The sequence below is a fragment of the Fictibacillus sp. 5RED26 genome (assembly GCF_015903895.1).
Taxonomy (GTDB): Bacteria; Bacillota; Bacilli; order Bacillales; family Fictibacillaceae; genus Fictibacillus; species Fictibacillus phosphorivorans.
The window spans coordinates 1,060,323-1,080,594 of sequence record NZ_JACZDU010000001.1; the positions used below are offsets into that span (position 1 = coordinate 1,060,323).

General features: G+C 40.1%; 22 protein-coding genes and 1 riboswitch. Of the genes, 20 read left to right on the top strand and 2 right to left on the bottom strand.

Features of this window, described 5'->3' with window-relative positions:
- Positions 1-2: 2 nt before the first annotated feature.
- The 9 genes from rsmB to spoVM all read left to right on the top strand — a co-directional run bounded on the left by rsmB (position 3) and on the right by spoVM (position 8,405).
- Entirely contained in the window at positions 3-1,376 is a 1,374-nt protein-coding gene (gene rsmB / locus IHV10_RS05580; RefSeq protein ID WP_197127683.1) for a 16S rRNA (cytosine(967)-C(5))-methyltransferase RsmB, read from the top strand.
- Complete coding sequence (rlmN, locus tag IHV10_RS05585) at positions 1,369-2,454, top strand: 23S rRNA (adenine(2503)-C(2))-methyltransferase RlmN (RefSeq protein ID WP_197127684.1); 1,086 nt, start codon at positions 1,369-1,371, stop codon at positions 2,452-2,454. The genes rsmB and rlmN overlap by 8 nt, the downstream gene beginning before the upstream one ends.
- A 7-nt stretch (positions 2,455-2,461) precedes the next feature.
- Positions 2,462-3,220, top strand: coding sequence for a Stp1/IreP family PP2C-type Ser/Thr phosphatase (locus IHV10_RS05590; protein ID WP_231619422.1), 759 nt, complete (start codon positions 2,462-2,464; stop codon positions 3,218-3,220).
- The gene (gene pknB / locus IHV10_RS05595) at positions 3,217-5,250 is read left to right on the top strand and encodes a Stk1 family PASTA domain-containing Ser/Thr kinase (protein ID WP_197127686.1); all 2,034 of its coding nucleotides are present in this window, start codon (positions 3,217-3,219) and stop codon (positions 5,248-5,250) included. The genes IHV10_RS05590 and pknB overlap by 4 nt, the downstream gene beginning before the upstream one ends.
- A gap of 2 nt (positions 5,251-5,252) precedes the next feature.
- Positions 5,253-6,143: a ribosome small subunit-dependent GTPase A gene (gene rsgA, locus IHV10_RS05600; RefSeq protein WP_197127687.1), complete on the top strand. Its 891-nt coding sequence runs from the start codon at positions 5,253-5,255 to the stop codon at positions 6,141-6,143.
- A complete protein-coding gene (gene rpe, locus IHV10_RS05605; RefSeq protein ID WP_197127688.1) occupies positions 6,143-6,790 on the top strand; it encodes a ribulose-phosphate 3-epimerase in 648 nt (215 codons plus the stop codon). Before rsgA ends, rpe begins: the two co-directional genes overlap by 1 nt.
- A 21-nt stretch (positions 6,791-6,811) precedes the next feature.
- A riboswitch (TPP riboswitch) is annotated at positions 6,812-6,918 on the top strand.
- 91 nt (positions 6,919-7,009) lie between these two features.
- Positions 7,010-7,579, top strand: a complete 570-nt coding sequence (thiT, locus tag IHV10_RS05610) for an energy-coupled thiamine transporter ThiT (RefSeq protein WP_197127689.1) — start codon at positions 7,010-7,012, stop codon at positions 7,577-7,579.
- Positions 7,576-8,220: a thiamine diphosphokinase gene (locus tag IHV10_RS05615; protein ID WP_197127690.1), complete on the top strand. Its 645-nt coding sequence runs from the start codon at positions 7,576-7,578 to the stop codon at positions 8,218-8,220. The genes thiT and IHV10_RS05615 overlap by 4 nt, the downstream gene beginning before the upstream one ends.
- A gap of 104 nt (positions 8,221-8,324) precedes the next feature.
- Entirely contained in the window at positions 8,325-8,405 is an 81-nt protein-coding gene (gene spoVM, locus IHV10_RS05620; protein WP_007202502.1) for a stage V sporulation protein SpoVM, read from the top strand.
- A gap of 488 nt (positions 8,406-8,893) precedes the next feature.
- On the opposite strand, the gene rpmB is transcribed toward spoVM, so the two are convergent.
- A complete protein-coding gene (rpmB, locus tag IHV10_RS05625; protein ID WP_066240673.1) occupies positions 8,894-9,082 on the bottom strand; it encodes a 50S ribosomal protein L28 in 189 nt (62 codons plus the stop codon).
- Positions 9,083-9,316: 234 nt separating this feature from the next.
- Here rpmB and IHV10_RS05630 point away from each other — a divergent pair, with 234 nt between their 5' ends.
- The 11 genes from IHV10_RS05630 to rnc all read left to right on the top strand — a co-directional run bounded on the left by IHV10_RS05630 (position 9,317) and on the right by rnc (position 19,786).
- Entirely contained in the window at positions 9,317-9,679 is a 363-nt protein-coding gene (locus IHV10_RS05630; RefSeq protein ID WP_066240675.1) for an Asp23/Gls24 family envelope stress response protein, read from the top strand.
- Positions 9,680-9,694: 15 nt separating this feature from the next.
- Positions 9,695-11,377, top strand: a complete 1,683-nt coding sequence (locus IHV10_RS05635) for a DAK2 domain-containing protein (RefSeq protein WP_197127691.1) — start codon at positions 9,695-9,697, stop codon at positions 11,375-11,377.
- Positions 11,378-11,473: 96 nt separating this feature from the next.
- Positions 11,474-12,136 carry an L-serine ammonia-lyase, iron-sulfur-dependent subunit beta gene (gene sdaAB, locus IHV10_RS05640; RefSeq protein WP_197127692.1) on the top strand — a complete coding sequence of 221 codons (663 nt, stop codon included), beginning with the start codon at positions 11,474-11,476 and terminating at the stop codon, positions 12,134-12,136.
- Between the two features lie 12 nt (positions 12,137-12,148).
- Positions 12,149-13,036, top strand: a complete 888-nt coding sequence (gene sdaAA, locus IHV10_RS05645; RefSeq protein ID WP_197127693.1) for an L-serine ammonia-lyase, iron-sulfur-dependent, subunit alpha — start codon at positions 12,149-12,151, stop codon at positions 13,034-13,036.
- 2 nt (positions 13,037-13,038) lie between these two features.
- Positions 13,039-15,075 carry an ATP-dependent DNA helicase RecG gene (recG, locus tag IHV10_RS05650; RefSeq protein ID WP_197127694.1) on the top strand — a complete coding sequence of 679 codons (2,037 nt, stop codon included), beginning with the start codon at positions 13,039-13,041 and terminating at the stop codon, positions 15,073-15,075.
- 171 nt (positions 15,076-15,246) lie between these two features.
- Positions 15,247-15,819 (top strand): transcription factor FapR, encoded by a 573-nt coding sequence (gene fapR / locus IHV10_RS05655; protein ID WP_197127695.1) that lies wholly within the window; start codon positions 15,247-15,249, stop codon positions 15,817-15,819.
- 6 nt (positions 15,820-15,825) lie between these two features.
- Positions 15,826-16,824 (top strand): phosphate acyltransferase PlsX, encoded by a 999-nt coding sequence (gene plsX, locus IHV10_RS05660; protein WP_197127696.1) that lies wholly within the window; start codon positions 15,826-15,828, stop codon positions 16,822-16,824.
- Between the two features lie 3 nt (positions 16,825-16,827).
- Complete coding sequence (gene fabD, locus IHV10_RS05665; RefSeq protein ID WP_197127697.1) at positions 16,828-17,778, top strand: ACP S-malonyltransferase; 951 nt, start codon at positions 16,828-16,830, stop codon at positions 17,776-17,778.
- Entirely contained in the window at positions 17,771-18,511 is a 741-nt protein-coding gene (gene fabG / locus IHV10_RS05670) for a 3-oxoacyl-[acyl-carrier-protein] reductase (protein WP_197127698.1), read from the top strand. The genes fabD and fabG overlap by 8 nt, the downstream gene beginning before the upstream one ends.
- A gap of 146 nt (positions 18,512-18,657) precedes the next feature.
- Positions 18,658-18,891 carry an acyl carrier protein gene (gene acpP, locus IHV10_RS05675; protein WP_066240701.1) on the top strand — a complete coding sequence of 78 codons (234 nt, stop codon included), beginning with the start codon at positions 18,658-18,660 and terminating at the stop codon, positions 18,889-18,891.
- Between the two features lie 184 nt (positions 18,892-19,075).
- On the top strand, positions 19,076-19,786 hold the full coding sequence (gene rnc, locus IHV10_RS05680; RefSeq protein ID WP_231607268.1) for a ribonuclease III: 711 nt from the start codon (positions 19,076-19,078) through the stop codon (positions 19,784-19,786).
- Positions 19,787-19,836: 50 nt separating this feature from the next.
- On the opposite strand, the gene IHV10_RS05685 is transcribed toward rnc, so the two are convergent.
- Positions 19,837-20,061, bottom strand: coding sequence for a DUF1128 domain-containing protein (locus IHV10_RS05685; RefSeq protein WP_144700821.1), 225 nt, complete (start codon positions 20,059-20,061; stop codon positions 19,837-19,839).
- Positions 20,062-20,272: the final 211 nt, after the last annotated feature.

A 20,272-nucleotide genomic window follows, 5' to 3' on the forward strand; every position in this document is an offset into this window, starting at 1 on the left:
AGTTGGATAACAACATTAGAGCGATTGCCCTGGACGTTTTACTTAAAATAGAACAGAACCAGGCTTATAGTAATTTACAACTGAATCAAACATTGCAGAACTCGAATATGAAGAGTGTAGATAAAGCACTCTTGACAAACATCGTGTACGGAACGATACAAAGAAAAAACACGATTGATTTTTATTTGGATCAATTGTTGAACAAACCGATCAAGAAAAAAGACCGTTGGGTTCTTTCTTTACTGAGGCTATCTATTTTTCAGATGTTATATTTAGATAGAGTTCCTGATCATGCGATCATTCATGAGGCTGTAGAGATAACGAAAGAACGAGGAAACCAAGGACTTGCCGGTCTAGTAAATGGTATCTTACGTAAACTTCAGCGAGAAGGAACAGAAGCTATGGATAAAATTGCAGGAGAAGGTGCTGATAAAGAAGCTCTTTCATACAGTATGCCTCAATGGTTGTTTGACCGCTGGAGAGATCAGTTCGGACAAGAAGATGCGGAGAAAATGGCACAATCTAACTTATTAGCTTCTCCTGTGACTGCAAGGGTGAACACGAAGAAAAGCAATAGAAAAGACGTTTTGGAGCTTCTATTAGAAGAAGGAATTGTCGCTGAAGAAGGAGAATTGTCTCCTGAAGGTATCATCGTTAAAGAAGGCTATCTTCCAGCAACTGATGTTTATAAACAAGGTCTCGTAACGATCCAAGATGAAAGTTCAATGTTAGTGGCACGGGCTGTTGATCCTGTTTCTGGAGAAACGATTCTTGATACTTGCGCCGCACCAGGTGGGAAATCAACACATATGGCAGAACTGATGCAAGGAGAAGGAAAGGTAGTTTCATTAGACCTTCATTCTCATAAGATTGACTTAATCAAAAGACAAGCAGAACGTCTTGGACTTGAAAATATTGAAGCATCCGTGTTAGATGCACGAAAAGTGTCTGATCAGTTTGAATCAGGAACATTTGATAGAGTTCTCGTAGATGCGCCTTGCAGCGGTTTCGGAGTTATTCGCAAAAAGCCTGATCTGAAATGGTCTAAAACAGAAGAAGATGTGACAAGATTGACGAACATTCAAAGAGATATTTTGCATGCTGCTTCAGATATGGTCAAAGATGGCGGACTGCTCGTATACAGTACGTGTACAGTTGATAAAGAAGAAAACGATAACGTTGCAGATTGGTTCTTATCAAACCATCCAGAATTTGAGTGGGATTCCCAATTTGCGGAAAAAATGCCGAATAACATAAAATCCTATATAATAGATGGTAGATCAGATATTCAGATCATGCCTCATTATTTTAATAGTGACGGATTCTATATAGCAGCATACAGAAAAAAGACAACAGGTGGTGAGAAACATGCTTAAACCTTTAACAGAGAAACAAACAAAACCAAATATTAAACCTTCTATCTTTTCTTTAGAACTTCATGAGTTAGAAGCGTGGCTTACTGATATAAGAGAACCAAAGTTCAGAGGAAAACAGATCTTTGAATGGCTGTATAAAAAACGTGTGTCTTCTTTTGAGGAAATGACGAACCTTCCTTTAGGTCTTCGTGAAAAGCTCGAGAAAGACTTTTATATCAAACCATTAAAAGAAGTCGTACGTCAGGAGTCTTCGGACGGCACGATTAAGTTTTTATTCGAGCTTCAAGACGGTTATTCGATCGAAACGGTTCTTATGAGACATGAATATGGAAATAGTATTTGTGTAACAACTCAAGTAGGATGCCGCTTAGGTTGTACGTTCTGTGCTTCCACACTAGGCGGACTTAAACGTAATCTTCTAGCTGGTGAGATCGTCGCTCAAGTGCTTCAAGTTCAACGCGCGCTAGATGAAACAGAAGAAAGAGTAAGTTCAGTAGTTGTTATGGGTATCGGTGAGCCTTTTGATAACTATGAAGGGCTCATGTCGTTTTTGAAGATTATCAATCACGATCAAGGCCTTAATATCGGAGCTCGCCATATTACGATCTCCACGAGTGGTGTTGTACCTTACATCTACAAGTTTGCGGATGAGGGCATGCAGATCAATTTTGCAATCTCCCTGCATGCGGCGAACACAGAGACAAGAAGCCGATTGATGCCAGTAAACAGAATGTATCCGTTAAACGAATTGATGGATTCTATTCGTTATTACATTAAAAAGACGGGACGCCGTGTGACGTTTGAATATGGTTTGTTCGGTAAAGTTAACGATTCCGTAGAACACGCAAACGAGCTAGCAGACTTAATCAAAGATATTAAGTGTCACGTAAATCTTATCCCAGTAAACTATGTACCAGAAAGAGACTATGTCCGAACACCGAAAACACAAATTTTCAAGTTCTTAGAGACGTTAACCTCCAGAGGCATTAATGCCACCATCAGAAGAGAACAAGGACATGACATTGATGCTGCATGCGGTCAGCTGCGTGCGAAGGAACGTAAAGAAGAGACGAGGTGACGGGAAGATGCAAATTGCCTTTCAAACAGACGTTGGAATGGTAAGGAAGCATAATGAAGACAGCGGGGAAGTGTTCACAAAGGGTGAACACTTTCTTGCAGTTATCGCAGATGGAATGGGTGGACATAAAGCAGGAGATATCGCTAGCCAAGAAGCCCTTAAAGTGATGAAAGATGCATGGTCTCAATTTGAAGAAAACATGGAAAACGTGAAAGAATGGATCCAGAACGTTTTGAAAGATACGAATAAACATATCTTTGATTTTTCTCAGGAGAATCCTGAAACTAGAGGTATGGGAACTACGGTTGTGGCTGCTTTAGGTACGAATAATGAAATTACAGTCGCGCATATCGGTGACAGCCGATGTTATCTGTATTCGAATGGGGAACTGAAAAGAGTAACGGATGATCATTCACTAGTCCAAGAACTAGTGAAATCTGGTCAGATTACAGAGGATGAGGCAGAGATTCATCCAAGAAGAAACATGATCATGAAAGCTGTCGGTACTGATGAAACCGTAGAAGCTGAGTTTAATACGATCACTTGGCACAATGGTGACTATCTTTTGCTTTGTTCGGACGGTCTATCAGATAAAGTATCTTCTAAACGTCTTCAAGAAGTGTTTGAAGATCAAATGGAATCCGTTACCGAGAAGGTAGAACGATTGATCACTTGGGCAAAAGATGCCGGTGGAGAAGATAACATTACTGCTATCCTTATACAGAACAGTTCTGACACAGAAACAAAAGGGGAAGCAATAACATGATAGGAAAAAGAGTCAGTGGCCGCTACAAGCTTTTAGAAGTTATCGGTGACGGCGGAATGGCCATCGTTTATAGAGCAAAAGATTTAATATTAGATAGAGATGTAGCAGTAAAGGTTCTACGATCTGAGTTTAATAAGGACGAAGATTTCATCAGACGATTTAAAAGAGAAGCTGAATCAGCAACGAGTCTTAACCATCCGAACATTGTGAGTATCTATGATGTTGGAGAAGATGAAGAGATCTATTTTATCGTGATGGAATATGTGCAGGGAAAAACACTAAAGCAATACATAAAAGAACATGGCAAAATCTCGGTAGAAGAATCTCTGCATATTATGAAGCAGATCGTTTCAGGTATGGCGGTCGCTCATGATCATGGAATCATTCATCGCGATATTAAACCGCATAATATATTAATTACTGATAACGGTACAGCAAAGTTAACAGACTTTGGAATTGCGCTCGCTATTACTTCAGCAACGATCACGCATACAAACTCTATTCTTGGATCTGTTCATTATTTTTCACCTGAACAAGCAAGAGGCGGTATCGCGAATGCAAAATCTGATATCTATTCTTTCGGAGCAGTACTCTATGAAATGGTTACAGGGAGAGTTCCGTTCGTTGGAGATTCGCCGGTGTCGGTTGCGTTAAAACATCTCCAAGAAAACGTGATCGAACCACGAAGATTGAATCCTGAAATCCCACAGAGTGTGGAGAATATTGTTTTAAAGTCGTTGGCGAAAAATCCTTTAAAAAGATATGACAGTGCTGATGAACTGTTGAGGGATATGAGTTCAGCGTTAGATCCAGACCGTATGTATGAACAAAAGTGGAACGAAGAAAACGAGGAAGATGAGAAAACAAAGTACATTCCTCCTATAGTCGTGCCACCAATCGAAACACCTGTGAAGAAAGCAGAAGAAGAAAGAGAAAAAGAAAAAGCGAAAAAGCCCGAAAAACCTAAGAAGAAAAGAAACTGGTGGCTTATTTTACTTATATCTCTTCTTTTGTTAGGCGGTGCGGGAATAGCTGCTTTCACGATGATGCCTTCTATCTTTTATGTTGAAGAAGTCAGTGTTCCAGATGTAGCGGGAGAAGAATATGTAGATGCTTTTGATAGCTTGAGAGCCGAAGGGCTTGAAGTGAAACGGCAGGAAGTATTTGATCCAGAGATTGAAGAAGGTCTTGTAGTAAGGCAGGATCCATCTCCAGGAACAAAAGTGAAACAGCAAGCAATCGTTACGTTATTCGTATCAAAAGGACCTGAAAAGGAAAATATGCCTGATGTAGAAGGCTATAATATAGAAGATGCGAAAGAACGTTTGAAAGAAGATGGCTTCTCACAGATCAATATCGACTATGAAGAATCAGACACTGAGCCAGAAGGTACGGTACTCGAACAAAGTCCAGATCGTGATGAAAAAGTAACACCTGCAGAAACTGAAGTTACACTAACAGTTAGTTCTGGAACACCAACCGTTCAAGTTGAAAACTTAATAGGTGCGACAGAACAAGATGTAAATACGTTTGCTGAGAATGCTGGTCTTACCGTTGAATTTTCAAAAGAGTTTTCTGATACGGTCGAAAAAGGAAGAGTGATCTCGCAAAATCCATCTCCTTTTACGCAAGTAGAAAAAGGAGCAACGATCTCTGTCGTTCTTTCTGATGGCCCAGAAGAGTCAGAAGAGCCTCCTGCTGAAGAGGAACCACCCGCCGAAGACCGTACAGTGACAAAGGATATCGAAGTTAAGCTAGATAAGAAGGACAGAAGAGAACCAGTTACAGTAAGGATTGTATATTCCGATAAAAACGCTTCAAATGAAGTTTTTGTTGAAGAACAGATTACAGACAAAAAGAAATATCAGCTGCCTCTGACGATCGCTGAGGGAGGTTCTGCTTCTTACGTTGTATATATCAACGGAAAAGAAGAGGAATCTGAGACGATAAATTATGATGATGCAAAAAGTGCTAACGCAAGAATGAGTAATGATAATAATGATGATGAGGAAGGGGACGATGGTGATTAAGCATGCCTGAAGGAAGAATTGTTAAAGCGCTCGCTGGTTTTTATTACGTTAAGGAAAATGGTAAGGCCGAAGTTTTCCAATGCAGAGGAAGAGGTAATTTTCGCAAAAAGAAAGTAAATCCATTGGTAGGGGACTGGGTAGAATACGAGTCAAGCAACATTACAGATGGATACATTCTTGATGTGAAGGAACGCAAAAACGAGCTAGTTCGTCCTCCTATCGCGAACGTAGACCAAGCCATTCTAGTTTTTTCAGCTACTGAACCGGATTTTAGCACGCTTTTATTAGATCGCTTCCTTGTTCATATTGAAGCGAACGATATCTTACCTGTTATTTGTATCTCAAAAATGGATCTTATTCAGAAACCTGAAGAGATCGAGGAAATCAACCATTATATAGAGGCGTACAAAACATTAGGTTACGAAGTCATTCCAACTTCGACGAAAACAGATGATAGTCTTGAAATGTTCTATCCACTTTTCAAAGATAAAGTTACCGTTTTTGCAGGACAGTCTGGAGTTGGTAAATCTTCCCTTTTGAATGCGATCAATCCAGAGCTTATGCTTGAGACAAATGAGATTTCAAGCCATTTAGGCCGAGGGAAGCACACGACTCGTCATGTGGAACTCATTCTCTTTGGTAATGGCTTAGTTGCAGACACGCCTGGGTTCAGCTCGCTAGATTTCTTAAATATTGAAGCGGAAGACTTATCGATGTACTTCCCAGAAATGGACGAGCTTCGGGGCGATTGCAAATTTAGAGGGTGCTCACATACGTCTGAACCGAAATGTGCAGTTAAAAAAGGGGTAGAGGACGGAGTCGTTCCAAAGTTCCGCTACGACCATTACGTAAGTTTTTTACAAGAAATTAAAGATCAAAAACGGAGGTACTGATGATTAAAATAGCTCCATCTATTCTGTCGGCTGACTTCTCAAGGTTAGGCGATGATATAAAAGCTGTAGAAGAAGCGGGTGCGGATTATATTCATGTTGATGTGATGGATGGCCATTTCGTACCAAACATCACGATCGGACCACTTGTTGTTCAAGCGATCCGACCTGTTACAAAACTTCCGTTAGATGTACATCTCATGATTGAAAATCCAGATCGATACATTGAAGAATTTGCAAAAGCAGGTGCTGATATTATTTCTGTGCATGTTGAAGCATCACCTCATCTACATCGAACGGTTCAACATATTAAACAACAAGGTGTAAAAGCGGGTGTGGTGATTAATCCAGCAACACCAGTCGATTCTATCAAACACATAATACAAGATGTTGACCTTGTGTTGTTAATGACTGTTAATCCTGGGTTTGGTGGACAAGCATTCATAGAGAGCGTAGTGCCCAAGATCAAAGAGGTGTCCGATCTCGTACAAACACAAGGATTGAACGTTGAGATTGAAGTTGATGGCGGCGTAAATCCAGAAACAGCTCGTCTTTGTGTGGAAGCTGGTGCGAATGTATTAGTTGCTGGTTCTGCCATTTATGGGAAGAAAGATTTAAAGGATGCAATAAAAGCCATTCGTGGTGTATAATTGATTAAAGAAAATTAAATAAGCAACCACAGGGGGAGTCCTTTAAAGGGCTGAGAGGGGAGTGTTCTCCCGACCCTTTGAACCTGAAGCTGGATCATACCTGCGTAGGGATGTGGAGTCGTATGACTTTTTGAATGTATATCTAAAAAGCAACCGAGCTCACATGCCGGTTGCTTTTTTTGTTTTTCTGTTAGCATAGAAAATAGGGGGTTATCAAGTATGAAAGCAAACAACATATCATTATTAACAGAAATCGCTATCATGTCAGCTTTATCATTGATTTTAGGCTTAATTAAATTTGCTGGTCCTTGGCCACAAGGTGGTTCTGTTTCGTTAGAGATGGTTCCAATCTTTTTAATGGCTTTTAGAAGAGGGCTAAAGGCAGGGGTGCTTACAGGCTTAGCTGTAGGACTGCTTCAGCTTCTTGTGAACCCTTATGTTATTCATCCAGCACAGATGATTTTAGACTATCCGTTAGCGTTCGCTCTAGCAGGCATTGCGGGGGCATTTGCACCGTCTATCACTCAAGGTGCCAGCAAGAGAACGTTCTTGATGGTTATAGGCATTTTCGTAGGTTGCTTGTTAAGAACAATCTCACATGTATTATCAGGGGTTATATTCTTTAGTGATCTAGCAGAAGAGATGAACATATGGCTCTATTCGTTCTTATACAACGGATCGTTCATGGTCGTTATTTTCGGGATTACTGCTCTAGTCGTTATACTACTAACAAACACAGCTCCTAAACTACTGCACGCTGCTCATAACGGTCGCCATCAAGCAGCATGAAGATAAGCATAGTTGCAGGAGGTCCGGAGCATTTGATTCCTGATTTGAAGCCATATGATCTATCATCGGATCATATTTGGATCGGTGTCGATAGAGGAACCCTCTTCTTATTGAGAAATGATATCTTTCCACAGTATGCATTTGGTGATTTTGATTCTGTTTCAGATGATGAGAGAAGAAGTATAATGAACTCTTCGATAAAAGTGAATCAATACCGATCAGAAAAAGATTCCACTGACATGGAGATTGCACTAGAGTGGGCGTTGAAACAGAATCCAGAACAAATACTCATATTCGGTGCGACTGGTGGAAGGTTAGATCACGAACTGATGAACATCCAACTTTTATTTAAAAGTCGGAGTAATCATGCAGATGTAAGGATAAAGGATACAAGGAATGAGATCTCACTTCATCTACCTGGATGTTATGAAATTGAGCAAGATCACAGATACTCATATATCTCATTTCTGGCTCAAAGTGAAGAAGTGACAGGCATCACCTTAGAGGGATTTAAATACCCGTTAGACCAAGCTAAACTTCAGGCTGGTTCATCGTTATGTGTTTCCAATGAGCTTGTAAATAAAAGTGGTACTTATTCTTTTGACTCCGGCATAATATTGATGGTAAAGAGCCGTGATTAAAAAATCACGGAATACAGGCCCCAAAGCACCTTTTTATAAAAAGGGGAATAAAGTATTTATTGTTTAGCTCTTATCATTTTTTATGGGCCTGGAGGAGGGGTAAGATGAAATTTTATACCATTAAACTTCCTAAATTTTTGGGAGGCTTCGTACGTGCCGTCTTAGGTTCTTTCAAAAAAGGATAACAAACAAAAAAAGCGCTTGTGCGCTTTTTTTGTTTGTTTTTTGAATATTTGGTTTCGTGTATAGTCGGTTTCTGTGAAAGTAGTTGATTTCCGCTCCAGGTTGCACGCTTTCCATGGGGCGAACGGTGAGCCTCCTGCCGCTTTGCGCCATTAGGAGTCTCCACCTGACCGCTTCAAGTTTGTCTCTCTGCTCCTGCGTCTACAAGTTTATGCTAACGAAGTGAACTTCCTCGTCGCATGCCTTGCGAGAAGCACCTCATGTTGCAGGCAGGCAACCTTACGCTCCAATCAACTTGCCTAAGATGAGAAAAAGAAAATACCCAAAAAGCAACAATCATTTAGAAAGAGTCTTTTAAAAGAAAATAATTTTAAGATTGGATGATTTACTGTCCAGTTTAAAGAAAATACTGTCCATTTCAATCTATTTTGATCACCAAAAGAGCTTTTTGGACAAAGAAAAAAACAGCAGCGGTTGCTGCTGTTTTTATTTATACACGTTCAACTTTGCCAGATTTAAGGGCACGAGCAGATACGTATACGCGTTTAGGCTTTCCGTCCACAAGAATACGAACCTTTTGGACGTTAGCTCCCCAGCTTTTCTTTGATTTGTTCATTGCGTGAGAACGCTTGTTACCAGTTTTAGGTCCTTTTCCAGTAATAAAACATTTACGAGCCATGTAGGTGAACCTCCTTTACAGCAAAAAAGCTTTGCATCAATTCAATCGTATGTTAAATACTAAATAATATTAGCATGACTTCAGTAGCAATGCAACATATTCGTAAAAGGTTTTCAAGTAAATTTCCTTGACAATACTATTTACATAGTGTGAAATGTAGTAGTCCTTTCAAAATAGGCTGATGTATAGTAAAATATTTGTTAGCCATTTAACAAATTAAAGGGGGATATAAGCATGTCCATTGAAATGAAAACAACCTATGGTCAAATTGATATTTCTAATGAAGTAATTGCCACTATAGCCGGTGGAGCAGCAATTGATTGTTACGGAATTGTTGGCATGGCATCAAGGAAGCAATTAAAGGATGGAATAACTGAACTTTTAGGACGTGAAAATTTCTCCCGAGGGATCGTTGTTCGACAAGAAGAGGATGAAGTACATATTGACATGTACATCATCGTTAGTTATGGAACAAAGATTTCTGAAGTGGCTCATAACGTTCAGAACAAAGTGAAATATACCCTGGATCAAATGCTTGGTTTGGCGGTTGACTCAGTCAATATCTACGTTCAGGGTGTCAGGGTGACAACCCCTTAGTTAGGAGGAAGTTTTGTGTCTTTAAAAGTATTAGATGGAAAAAAGTTTTCAAAAATGGTACTCGAGGGTGCTTCAAACTTAACACGGAATGCAGCAATGGTCGACGCACTTAATGTTTTCCCTGTACCAGATGGTGATACAGGAACGAACATGAACTTAACGATTACTTCTGGTGCAAAAGAAGTAGAAAAAAACACGTCTAGTCAAATTGGCGCTGTTGCCAGTGCTTTTGCTAAAGGCTTATTAATGGGAGCGCGCGGAAACTCTGGTGTTATTCTTTCACAGTTGTTTAGAGGATTCTCTAAATCAATCGAAGGAAAAGAGACGATTAACGCTGCTGAATTTGCCAATGCATTTGATAAAGGTGTAGAAACTGCTTATAAAGCAGTTATGAAACCAGTAGAAGGTACGATTTTAACTGTAGCTAAAGACGCTGCAAAAAAAGCAGTAAAAGAAGCTAAAAAATCAGACGATATTCTATACATTATGAAAGAGCTTGTTAAAGAATCGAAAGCTTCCTTAAACCGTACTCCTGATCTACTTCCGGTTCTAAAAGAAGTTGGCGTTGTTGATTCTGGTGGACAAGGGTTAGTCACTGTTTATGAAGGGTTTTTAGCTGTACTTGAAGGCAAAGAGCTGCCGAAAGTATCTGTTAACGCTCCTTCGATGGGTGAACTTGTTAACGCCGAGCATCATAAAGCACAGATGCACATGAAGACGGAAGATATCCATTTCGGATATTGTACAGAATTTATGGTAAGGTTCGAAGAAAAAAAGATCAAAAACAATCCATTCGATGAGATCAACTTCCGTAATGAGTTAAGTCAACATGGTGATTCTTTGCTTGTTGTAGCTGATGAGGACGTTGTAAAAGTTCACATCCATACAGAGCAACCTGGTAATATGCTAACACTTGCGCATCGTTACGGAAGCTTGATCAACATCAAGATCGAAAACATGCGTGAGCAGCACTCAGCGATTCTAGAGAGCGAGAATGAAGTGATTCCTTCATACTCACAATCTACTCCTACTCCTGAGAAGAAAAAGGAATATGGTATCGTTACAGTTGCTATGGGTGAAGGCATCGAAGAGATGTTTTCATCAATGGGTGCATCAGTTATCCAAGGTGGACAAACGATGAACCCAAGTACTGAGGATATCGTAAAAGCAATTTCTGAGGTTAACGCAGAGAAAGTGTTCATCCTTCCGAATAACAGCAATATCATCATGGCATCTGAACAAGCTGCAAGTGTTGTTGATGAAGAAGTTGTGATCATCCGCACAAAAACAGTGCCACAAGGTATCGCTTCTATATTAGCTTTCAATCCTTCTGCTGATATGGCAGAGAACGAAAAGAAGATGAACGAAGCCATTACTTCTGTTAAGTCAGGCCAAGTTACTTATGCAGTTCGTGATACATCTATCGATGGTGTTGAAATTGCTAAAGGTGACTTTATGGGAATCTCAGAAGGAAAAATTCTAACTTCTAAGACAGACAAACAAGAAGTAACGAAAGAACTACTCTCAAATATGCTCGATGAAGATTCAGAGATCGTTACGATCATTTATGGTGAAGATAGCTCTGAGGAAGAGGCACAGGAACTTGCTGAATTTATTGAAGAAAAGTATCCCGATGCGGAAGCTGAAATTCATAACGGTAAGCAGCCGATCTATTCATTCATCTTATCAGTAGAGTAAAAAATGAAAAGTATTCTCTCTTAAACTTAAAGTGTGATAAAGTTAAGGGGGAATACTTATTTTATTGGGAAAAAACGCAACTTGAAGGAGAACGTCATGAAATATAAAAGTGTATTTGATATTATCGGTCCCATTATGATAGGACCTTCTAGTTCACATACAGCCGGCGCTGCACGAATCGGACGAGTAGCGAGAAGTCTTTTTGGCAGGAAACCCAAATACGCAACCATCTCATTCTATGGCTCTTTTGCTAAAACCTATCGAGGTCACGGAACGGATGTAGCGATTGTTGGTGGAATCCTGGATTATGACACGTTTGATACTCGAATTGTGGATGCGCTTACAATAGCGGAACAAGAAGGTATCGAGGTCACGATGACTGCTGAGGATGCTATAACGGACCATCCAAACACAGCTCGTGTTATTATTGGGGATGACGACGATAAAATTGAAGTAGTTGGAATTTCGATCGGTGGCGGGAAAATTGAGATTACAGAACTGAACGGTTTTGCGCTACGATTATCTGGAAATCATCCGGCTTTATTAATCGTTCATAATGATAAATATGGAGCGATAGCAGGAGTGGCGAACATATTAGCAAAACATGAGATCAATATTGGTCATATGGAAGTTTCAAGAAAAGAAAAAGGGAAAGAAGCATTGATGGTTATTGAGATCGATCAAAATGCAGATGAGATCATCATAAACGAACTAAATTCTCTCCCGATTGTTCAACAAGTAGTAAAGATACACGATTAAGAGGTGAGAAGTATGTTTCGTAATGTAGCTGAATTAATAGAATTAGCGGAATCAAAAAAATGTAAGATCTCAGAGATCATGATTCAGCAAGAAATGGATGTTACTGGACGCTCGAGAGATGAAGTTCTAGGATTCATGGATCGAAATTTAAGAGTGATGGAAGAAGCTGTCCTGCGCGGAATTACTGAAGATGTGAAATCTCATTCTGGTCTAACAGGCGGAGATGGAAAACTTCTTCAAAACTATATTAAATCTGGAAAGTCTCTATCTGGCGAACTGATGCTTGATGCTGTAAGCAAAGCGATGGCAACGAATGAAGTGAACGCGGCGATGGGTACGATCTGTGCTACACCTACCGCAGGATCTGCAGGAGTCGTTCCTGGCACTCTGTTTGCGTTAAAAGAAAAACTAAATCCTACCCGAGAACAAATGATCGAGTACCTGTTTGCTGCAGGTGCGTTTGGTTTTGTTGTAGCAAACAACGCCTCTATTTCTGGAGCCGCTGGTGGATGCCAAGCTGAGGTAGGCTCTGCTACAGGAATGGCGGCAGCGGCGATCGTCGAACTTGCTGGTGGGTCTCCTTCGCAATCAGCCGAAGCGATGGCGATTGCACTAAAGAACATGCTAGGACTCGTTTGTGATCCTGTTGCGGGATTGGTCGAAGTTCCTTGTGTAAAACGAAACGCAATGGGTGCAAGCAATGCTATCGTAGCAGCGGATATGGCACTTGCCGGGATCGTTAGCCGTATTCCGTGTGATGAAGTGATCGATGCGATGTACAAGATTGGTCTTTCAATGCCGTCTGCACTGCGTGAAACTGCACTTGGAGGCTTAGCGGCTACACCAACAGGAAGAGAGCTTGAAGCAAAAATCTTTGGCATCCCGCTAAACGAGAAGTAAAGATGTTGAATCAATCCATAACTACAGTAAATGGTATTGGAGAGAAGAAAGCTGAAGAGCTCGCTAGCATGGGTATTCATTCTGTGGAAGATCTTTTAGAATATCTGCCTTATAGGTATGAAGATTACCAAAAGAAAGATCTCGCGGAAATTGCACATGATGAAAAAGCAACGATCGAAGGGAAGGTTCATTCTGAACCTTCTCTGCGTTATTTTCCGAAGAAAAAATCACGTTTAACTTTTAGGATGCTGATCGGTAAATACTTAATTACAGCTACGATCTTTAATCGCCCATTCCTTAAGAATCAGATCGCTTTAGGTCAGACGCTTACGGTGACGGGTAAATGGGATCGAAATAAAATGACGTTAACCGTTAGTGATGTTCATTTTGGAACATTCAGTGACGATCATAAAATTGAACCGGTCTATTCAGTAAAGGGCTCACTGTATGGCAAAACGATGCGTAAGATTATAGATTCCGCATTTCGTCAGTTTTCTGGTGGAATCGTGGATCCTCTTCCAGAAGAGATTCGAGAATCATATCGACTTCCAGATCGAGAATCAGCGCTTAAGATGATGCATTTTCCTGAAAATTTCAAAGCATTAAAAGCAGGAAGAAGAAGGCTGGCATATGAAGAGTTGTTGTATTTTCAACTAAAGATGCAGATCTTTAGAAAATGGAACAGACAGCAATCTGAAGGAGCAGCTTTGCAGTTTGATCGAAACCAAATAGACACGTTTATTCATTCTTTACCGTTTCAGTTAACGGAAGCGCAGCAGAGGGTAGTAGATGAAATATTAAGAGATCTATCAGGTTCAAGCCGAATGAACAGGTTGCTTCAAGGTGATGTAGGCTCTGGTAAAACAGTAGTTGCAGCTGTAGCTTTATATGCCGCGGTTACGGCTAACATGCAAGGGGCGTTGATGGTACCTACAGAGATCCTTGCAGAACAGCATTTTCAATCGTTAAAAGAGCTTTTTGCTCCGTTCGGAATAACGGTAGCTCTTTTAACTTCTTCTGTTAAAGGGAAAATGCGTAGGGAAACATTAGCGCTTTTACAGCAAGGCGAGATTCAGATTATGGTTGGTACACACGCCCTCATCCAAGAAGAAGTGAACTTTCATAGTCTCGGTCTAGTGATCACAGACGAGCAGCACCGGTTTGGTGTTAACCAAAGAAGAGTGCTAAGGGAAAAAGGTGAGAGTCCGGATGTTCTCTTTATGACGGCGACTCCTATTCCTCGAACACTTGCAATATCGGCGTTTGGTGACATGGATGTTTCTACGATCGATGTAATGCCTGCAGGAAGAAAACCTATCATCACACATTGGGCAAAACACGGTATGCTAAATCGTGTTCTTGATTTTATAAAAAAAGAAATTGAGTCCGGCAGACAAGCTTATGTTATCTGTCCATTAATCGAAGAATCAGAAAAGATAGATGTGCAGAATGCTATAGATGTTCATGCTCAGCTAAGTGCTTACTTTCATAATTATCAAGTAGGTCTGATGCACGGAAGACTGCATTCGACTGAAAAAGATGAAGTGATGAGAAAGTTTGCAGCGAATGTTTGCCAAATCCTTGTGTCTACGACGGTTGTAGAGGTCGGTGTAAATGTTCCGAACGCTACCATCATGGTTATATATGACGCTGAAAGATTCGGACTTTCTCAACTCCATCAGTTAAGAGGACGAGTAGGTCGTGGCAGCGAACAATCCTATTGTGTACTTATCGCAGATCCGAAATCTGAAGAAGGTCAAGAACGGATGAGGATTATGACAGAGACGACTAATGGGTTCGAGCTTTCAGAAAAAGACCTCGAGCTTCGTGGGCCAGGTGATTTTTTCGGAAATAAGCAAAGTGGTGTTCCGAACTTTAAAGTAGCGGACCTCGTGCATGATTATCGAATTTTAGAAACAGCTAGAAATGATGCGGCTAGACTTGTTCAATCAGAAGAGTTTTGGAAAGATGAAACATATCGATCGATCCGAGAAGTTTTAACAAGACAAGGTGTGCTCGATAAAGAAAGACTAGATTAATCTTGAAAGAAGAGAATTGATACTATATACTACTATTAGTACCAGCTCTTAATAGCAGAAAGATAAATTGGCAGGTACGCTGTAATAGCGTTACCTGCTTTTCTACGCACTGCATCTTCACTCACTATCTTTCTCATATATGAGACCTTTGTATGGAAGAAGGAAGAAACTATGAAAAAATCAAAAAAAGAGAGACAAGAGCTGTTAAGGGAAACGATTAAGTTAACCCCTTTTATTACAGATGAAGAATTGGCAGAAAAGTTCAGTGTCAGCGTTCAGACGATCAGACTTGACCGTTTGGAACTTTCTATTCCAGAGCTTAGGGAAAGAATAAAGTCTGTGGCTGAAACAAAACTGGATGATGTAAAAGCACTGCCGCTTGAAGAGGTCATCGGAGAAATCATTGACCTTCAGTTAGATGAATCAGCTATTTCAATATTAGACATAAAAGAAGAACATGTTTTTTCTCGTAATAAGATCGCAAGAGGTCATCATGTTTTTGCTCAGGCGAACTCTCTGGCGGTGGCGATTATAAATGATGAACTGGCTTTAACTGCAAAAGCTAATATTCGGTTTTCTCGTCCTGTTCGAGTAGGTGAGAGAGTGGTTGCAAAAGCCAAAGTAATAGAGACGAGTCAAGAGAGAACCATTGTAGATGTTAACAGTTATGTAGAGAATGAGCCTGTCTTCAAAGGTGAATTTACAATGTATAGATCTGCACAAGATCCAAAGGAAGGAAGTTAAATCAGCATGAATATCGCAATAGATGCAATGGGTGGCGACAATGCACCAGAAGAAATCGTTAAAGGTGCAATGCTAGCTAAAGAGCAATATCCAGAGCTTTCAATTACATTAGTTGGAGATCAGAATCAGATCTTGAAACATTTGCCTGAAAAGCACGCGTTTACGATCATTCATACCGATGAAGTGATTGAAACATCAGAAGAGCCAGTTCGAGCTGTTCGCCGTAAAAAGAATGCCTCGATGGTAATCGCGGCGAATGAAGTGAAATCAGGAAAAGCGGATGCCTATATTTCAGCGGGTAACACGGGTGCATTGATGGCTAGTGGCTTGTTTTATGTTGGCCGTATTAAAGGTATTGATCGTCCAGCACTTGCTCCGACACTTCCAACTTTGAACGGTGACGGATTTTTGTTTTTAGATGTAGGTGCCAATATGGATGCGAAGCCAGAACACCTTTTACAATATGCATTGATGGGCTCTGTGTACTGGAGAGAAGTTCGAGGTGTTGAAAAGCCCCGTGTAGGATTGTTAAACGTTGGAACAGAAAGTGAAAAAGGAAACGCTCTTACTAAGGCTGCATTTCCACTCTTACAGGAAGCTGATATTAATTTTGTAGGTAATGTTGAAGCGAGAGATCTCTTAATGGGTGCCGCAGACGTAGTAGTATGTGATGGTTTTGCAGGAAACCTCGTTCTTAAATCTATTGAAGGTACAGCTATGAGCATGTTTTCAATGATTAAAGAACAGCTAACATCAAGTTTAACTTCTAAACTTGCAGCTGGGGTATTAAAACCTAAATTGAGAGGGATTAAAGATAAACTTGACTATACAGAGTATGGTGGGGCTGGTTTGTTCGGACTAGCAGCACCTGTGATCAAAGCACATGGTTCATCAAATGCCAATGCGATGTTGAATGCAATCAGACAAACAAAAAGCATGATAGAGAAAAACGTAGTACCTACGATTCAAAATCATGTACAATCCCAAGATAACAAGGAGGAGTAAGAAATGGGGAAAATCGCTTTTCTTTTTCCAGGACAAGGCTCTCAAGTAGTAGGAATGGGTAAAGAGCTAGTATCTCAGGAGGTATCAGCAAAAGCTATTTTTGACAAAGCTGATGAAAAACTTTCTATAAAGCTTTCAGATATAATTTTTGAAGGACCAGAAGATGTCCTCAAAAGAACAGAAAATACACAGCCGGCGTTATTAACGGTTTCAACAGCTGTTCTTGAACTGTTAAAAGAGCGTGGAATTCAAGCGGATTATGTGGCTGGGCATAGTCTTGGTGAGTACTCTGCACTTGTTGCAGCGGGCAGCCTTTCTTTTGAAGATGCTGTTTACGCCGTTAGAAATAGAGGGTTGCTCATGGAAGAAGCTGTTCCTGCAGGTGTAGGGACGATGGCTGCTGTGATTGGATTTGATCAAGAACGATTAGAAGCGATAACTACAGAAGTTTCTAACGGTGAAGAGAGCGTGCAAGTTGCAAATCTTAATTGTCCCGGGCAGATCGTTATTTCTGGAACCGTAGGAGGAGTTGAAAAAGCTAGTGCTCTTGCTAAAGAAGAAGGAGCAAAAGTGATTCCACTTCAGGTGAGTGGACCGTTTCATTCCTCCCTCATGAAACCTGCTGCGGAGAAGTACAACGAAATTTTAAGTCAAATTGTGATAAATGAAGCAAAAACACCTGTAATCGCTAACGTAACGGCGAAAGCTATTACCGATAGTGATGAAATTAAAGGAAAGTTGATCGAACAGCTGTATTCACCAGTTCGTTGGGAAGAAACGGTTCGTGAGTTAATGGATTTAGGTGTTGATACGTTTGTAGAGATCGGACCTGGAAAAGTACTCTCAGGATTAGTTAAAAAGGTAAATCGAAGAGCTAACGTAATCGCTGTAAGTGATCTGGAAACGATTAACATGGCCGTTGAGAAACTAAAAGGAGAGTCTGTCGATGCTTAATGAAAAATCAGTTTTAGTTACAGGTGCATCTCGTGGAATTGGACGAGCGATCGCTTTATATTTTGCAAGAAACGGCGCTAAAGTAGCGGTGAATTATTCGGGTAGTGAAGCTAAGGCTAATGAAGTCGTGAATGAGATAAAAGAAAACGGAGGGACTGCTTTTGCCATTAAAGCGGATATTTCCTCGTCAGAAGATGTGACGAATATGGTAAAAACAGTTGTTGAAGAGTTTGGAAGTCTTGACGTTCTCGTAAATAATGCTGGAATCACTAGAGATAACCTATTGATGAGAATGAAAGAAGAAGACTGGGATGCGGTTATTAATACAAATCTTAAAGGTGTATTCCTGACTACAAAAGCTGTTACAAGACAGATGATGAAACAAAGAAAAGGACGCATCATAAATATTGCTTCTATCGTTGGTGTATCTGGTAATGCTGGCCAAGCTAACTATGTAGCTGCAAAAGCAGGTGTGATCGGGCTAACAAAAACAGCTGCAAAAGAACTATCTTCAAGAGGAATCACGGTTAACGCGATTGCACCAGGTTTTATCGAGACGGATATGACAGGTAAACTAGAAGAAGGAATCAAGTCTGAAATGCTTCGAAACATTCCACTTGCGCGTTTTGGACAGCCTGATGATATCGCATCGGCAGCAGCTTTCTTAGCGAGTGATGCAAGTTCATATATCACTGGCCAAACACTCCATGTCGACGGCGGAATGGTGATGTAGTAAACATAAAACTTTAAATGAGGCTGTTTTTAGAAGTACATCAATCAAAAGTTGAAATCATAAGAAAAGAACCTTTAATGACTATAAATCCCTCTAGTTTTTTAATGGGAAAAAGAATATACTATTGAAAGGAGGTGACACACAAAATGGCAGATGTTTTAGATAGAGTTTCAAAGATTGTTGTGGACCGTTTAGGTGTTGATGCATCTGAGGTTAAGCCTGAAGCTTCCTTTAAAGAAGATCTAGGTGCTGACTCTCTTGATGTAGTTGAACTAGTAATGGAACTTGAAGATGAGTTCGAACTAGAAATTTCTGACGAAGATGCTGAGAAGATTGCAACTGTTGGTGACGTTGTAAATTACATAAACAGCAAACAATAAGTGTAAGACGGATAAAGTCCCGTGCAAAATAGCGGGGCTTTCTTCCCTTTTTAACAGGAAAAAAATCAATAGCAAAATAGCCCTTTTACGAGATTTTTGGAGGAAGTTTATGAAAGGTTCAAAACAACATTCAACTCAAAAGAAAACAGTGAAAAATCGGTTTAAATCTGCTTCCAAAAAGGGCATGGATGATAAGGTGCGCATTCAAAAAGTAGCCCCGATACAAGAGCGTTTAAACATTAAGTTTCAGAATGAAAAATTGTTAGCTCAGGCATTTACGCATTCATCATATGTGAATGAGCATCGAGGAAGAACGTTTGAGGATAATGAAAGACTTGAATTTCTAGGTGATGCCGTTCTTGAATTGACCATATCTCAATATTTATACAGCAAATTTGCAAATATGAGTGAAGGTGAGCTTACGAAACTTAGAGCAGCTATCGTATGTGAGCCATCATTAGTTCTTTTTGCAAACGACTTACACTTTGGTGAGTTTGTTTTATTGGGAAAAGGTGAAGAAAATACTGGAGGAAGATCAAGACCAGCCCTTTTAGCAGATGTTTTTGAAGCATTTATTGGAGCGCTATATCTAGATCAAGGACTCGAAAAGGTAAAAGAGTTTTTAAATCAGTATGTGGTACCACGAATAAACGAAGGTGCTTTTTCTCATGTGATGGATTTTAAAAGTCAGTTACAAGAATACGTTCAGCGTGAAGGGTTAGGTCATATCGACTATCGTATCATTCAAGAAAAAGGACCAGCACATAATCGAGAGTTTGTGTCTGAGGTAAGATTGAATGAAGCGAGTTTCGGAATCGGGTATGGAAGATCCAAAAAAGAAGCTGAACAGCATGCTGCACAAGAAGCGATAGAGAGAGTTTCTAAAAAGAGCTAAACAAAAAACCCCCTTAACATTAGGCGATAAGCCGTGTGAGGGGGTTTCTGTTACTTTGTTTTAAGGGAAGCGAGTTCTTCAACGATGCCTTCCATGTCCCGAATGCTGAAAGATGGCATCTTCATGACCATATCATAAAGTTCTTTAATGTCTTCGTACTTTGAGAGTTCATAGTCTTCTGGTTGGATGAGGCCGCTGTTAACGAGTTGCAGCTTCTTTTTTAATCCTTCGATCATAAATGATAAGTTCTCATGATTTTGAGTCGTCAAGTCCATGGTGGGCTCCTTTTTTATCCACATATCTTCATGTGAGATTTTACTAACATGCATATATTAAGTCCAAACACATTTCATTTTAGCACACTGTAATCTTTGTGACTATGGATGAGTGAATCTATGATAAAATATAAAGGTTAAAGAATACATACACCATTTAAAAATAGAGCGCCCGAAATTATAGATACGGGAAAGCATAATGTGAGAAGTA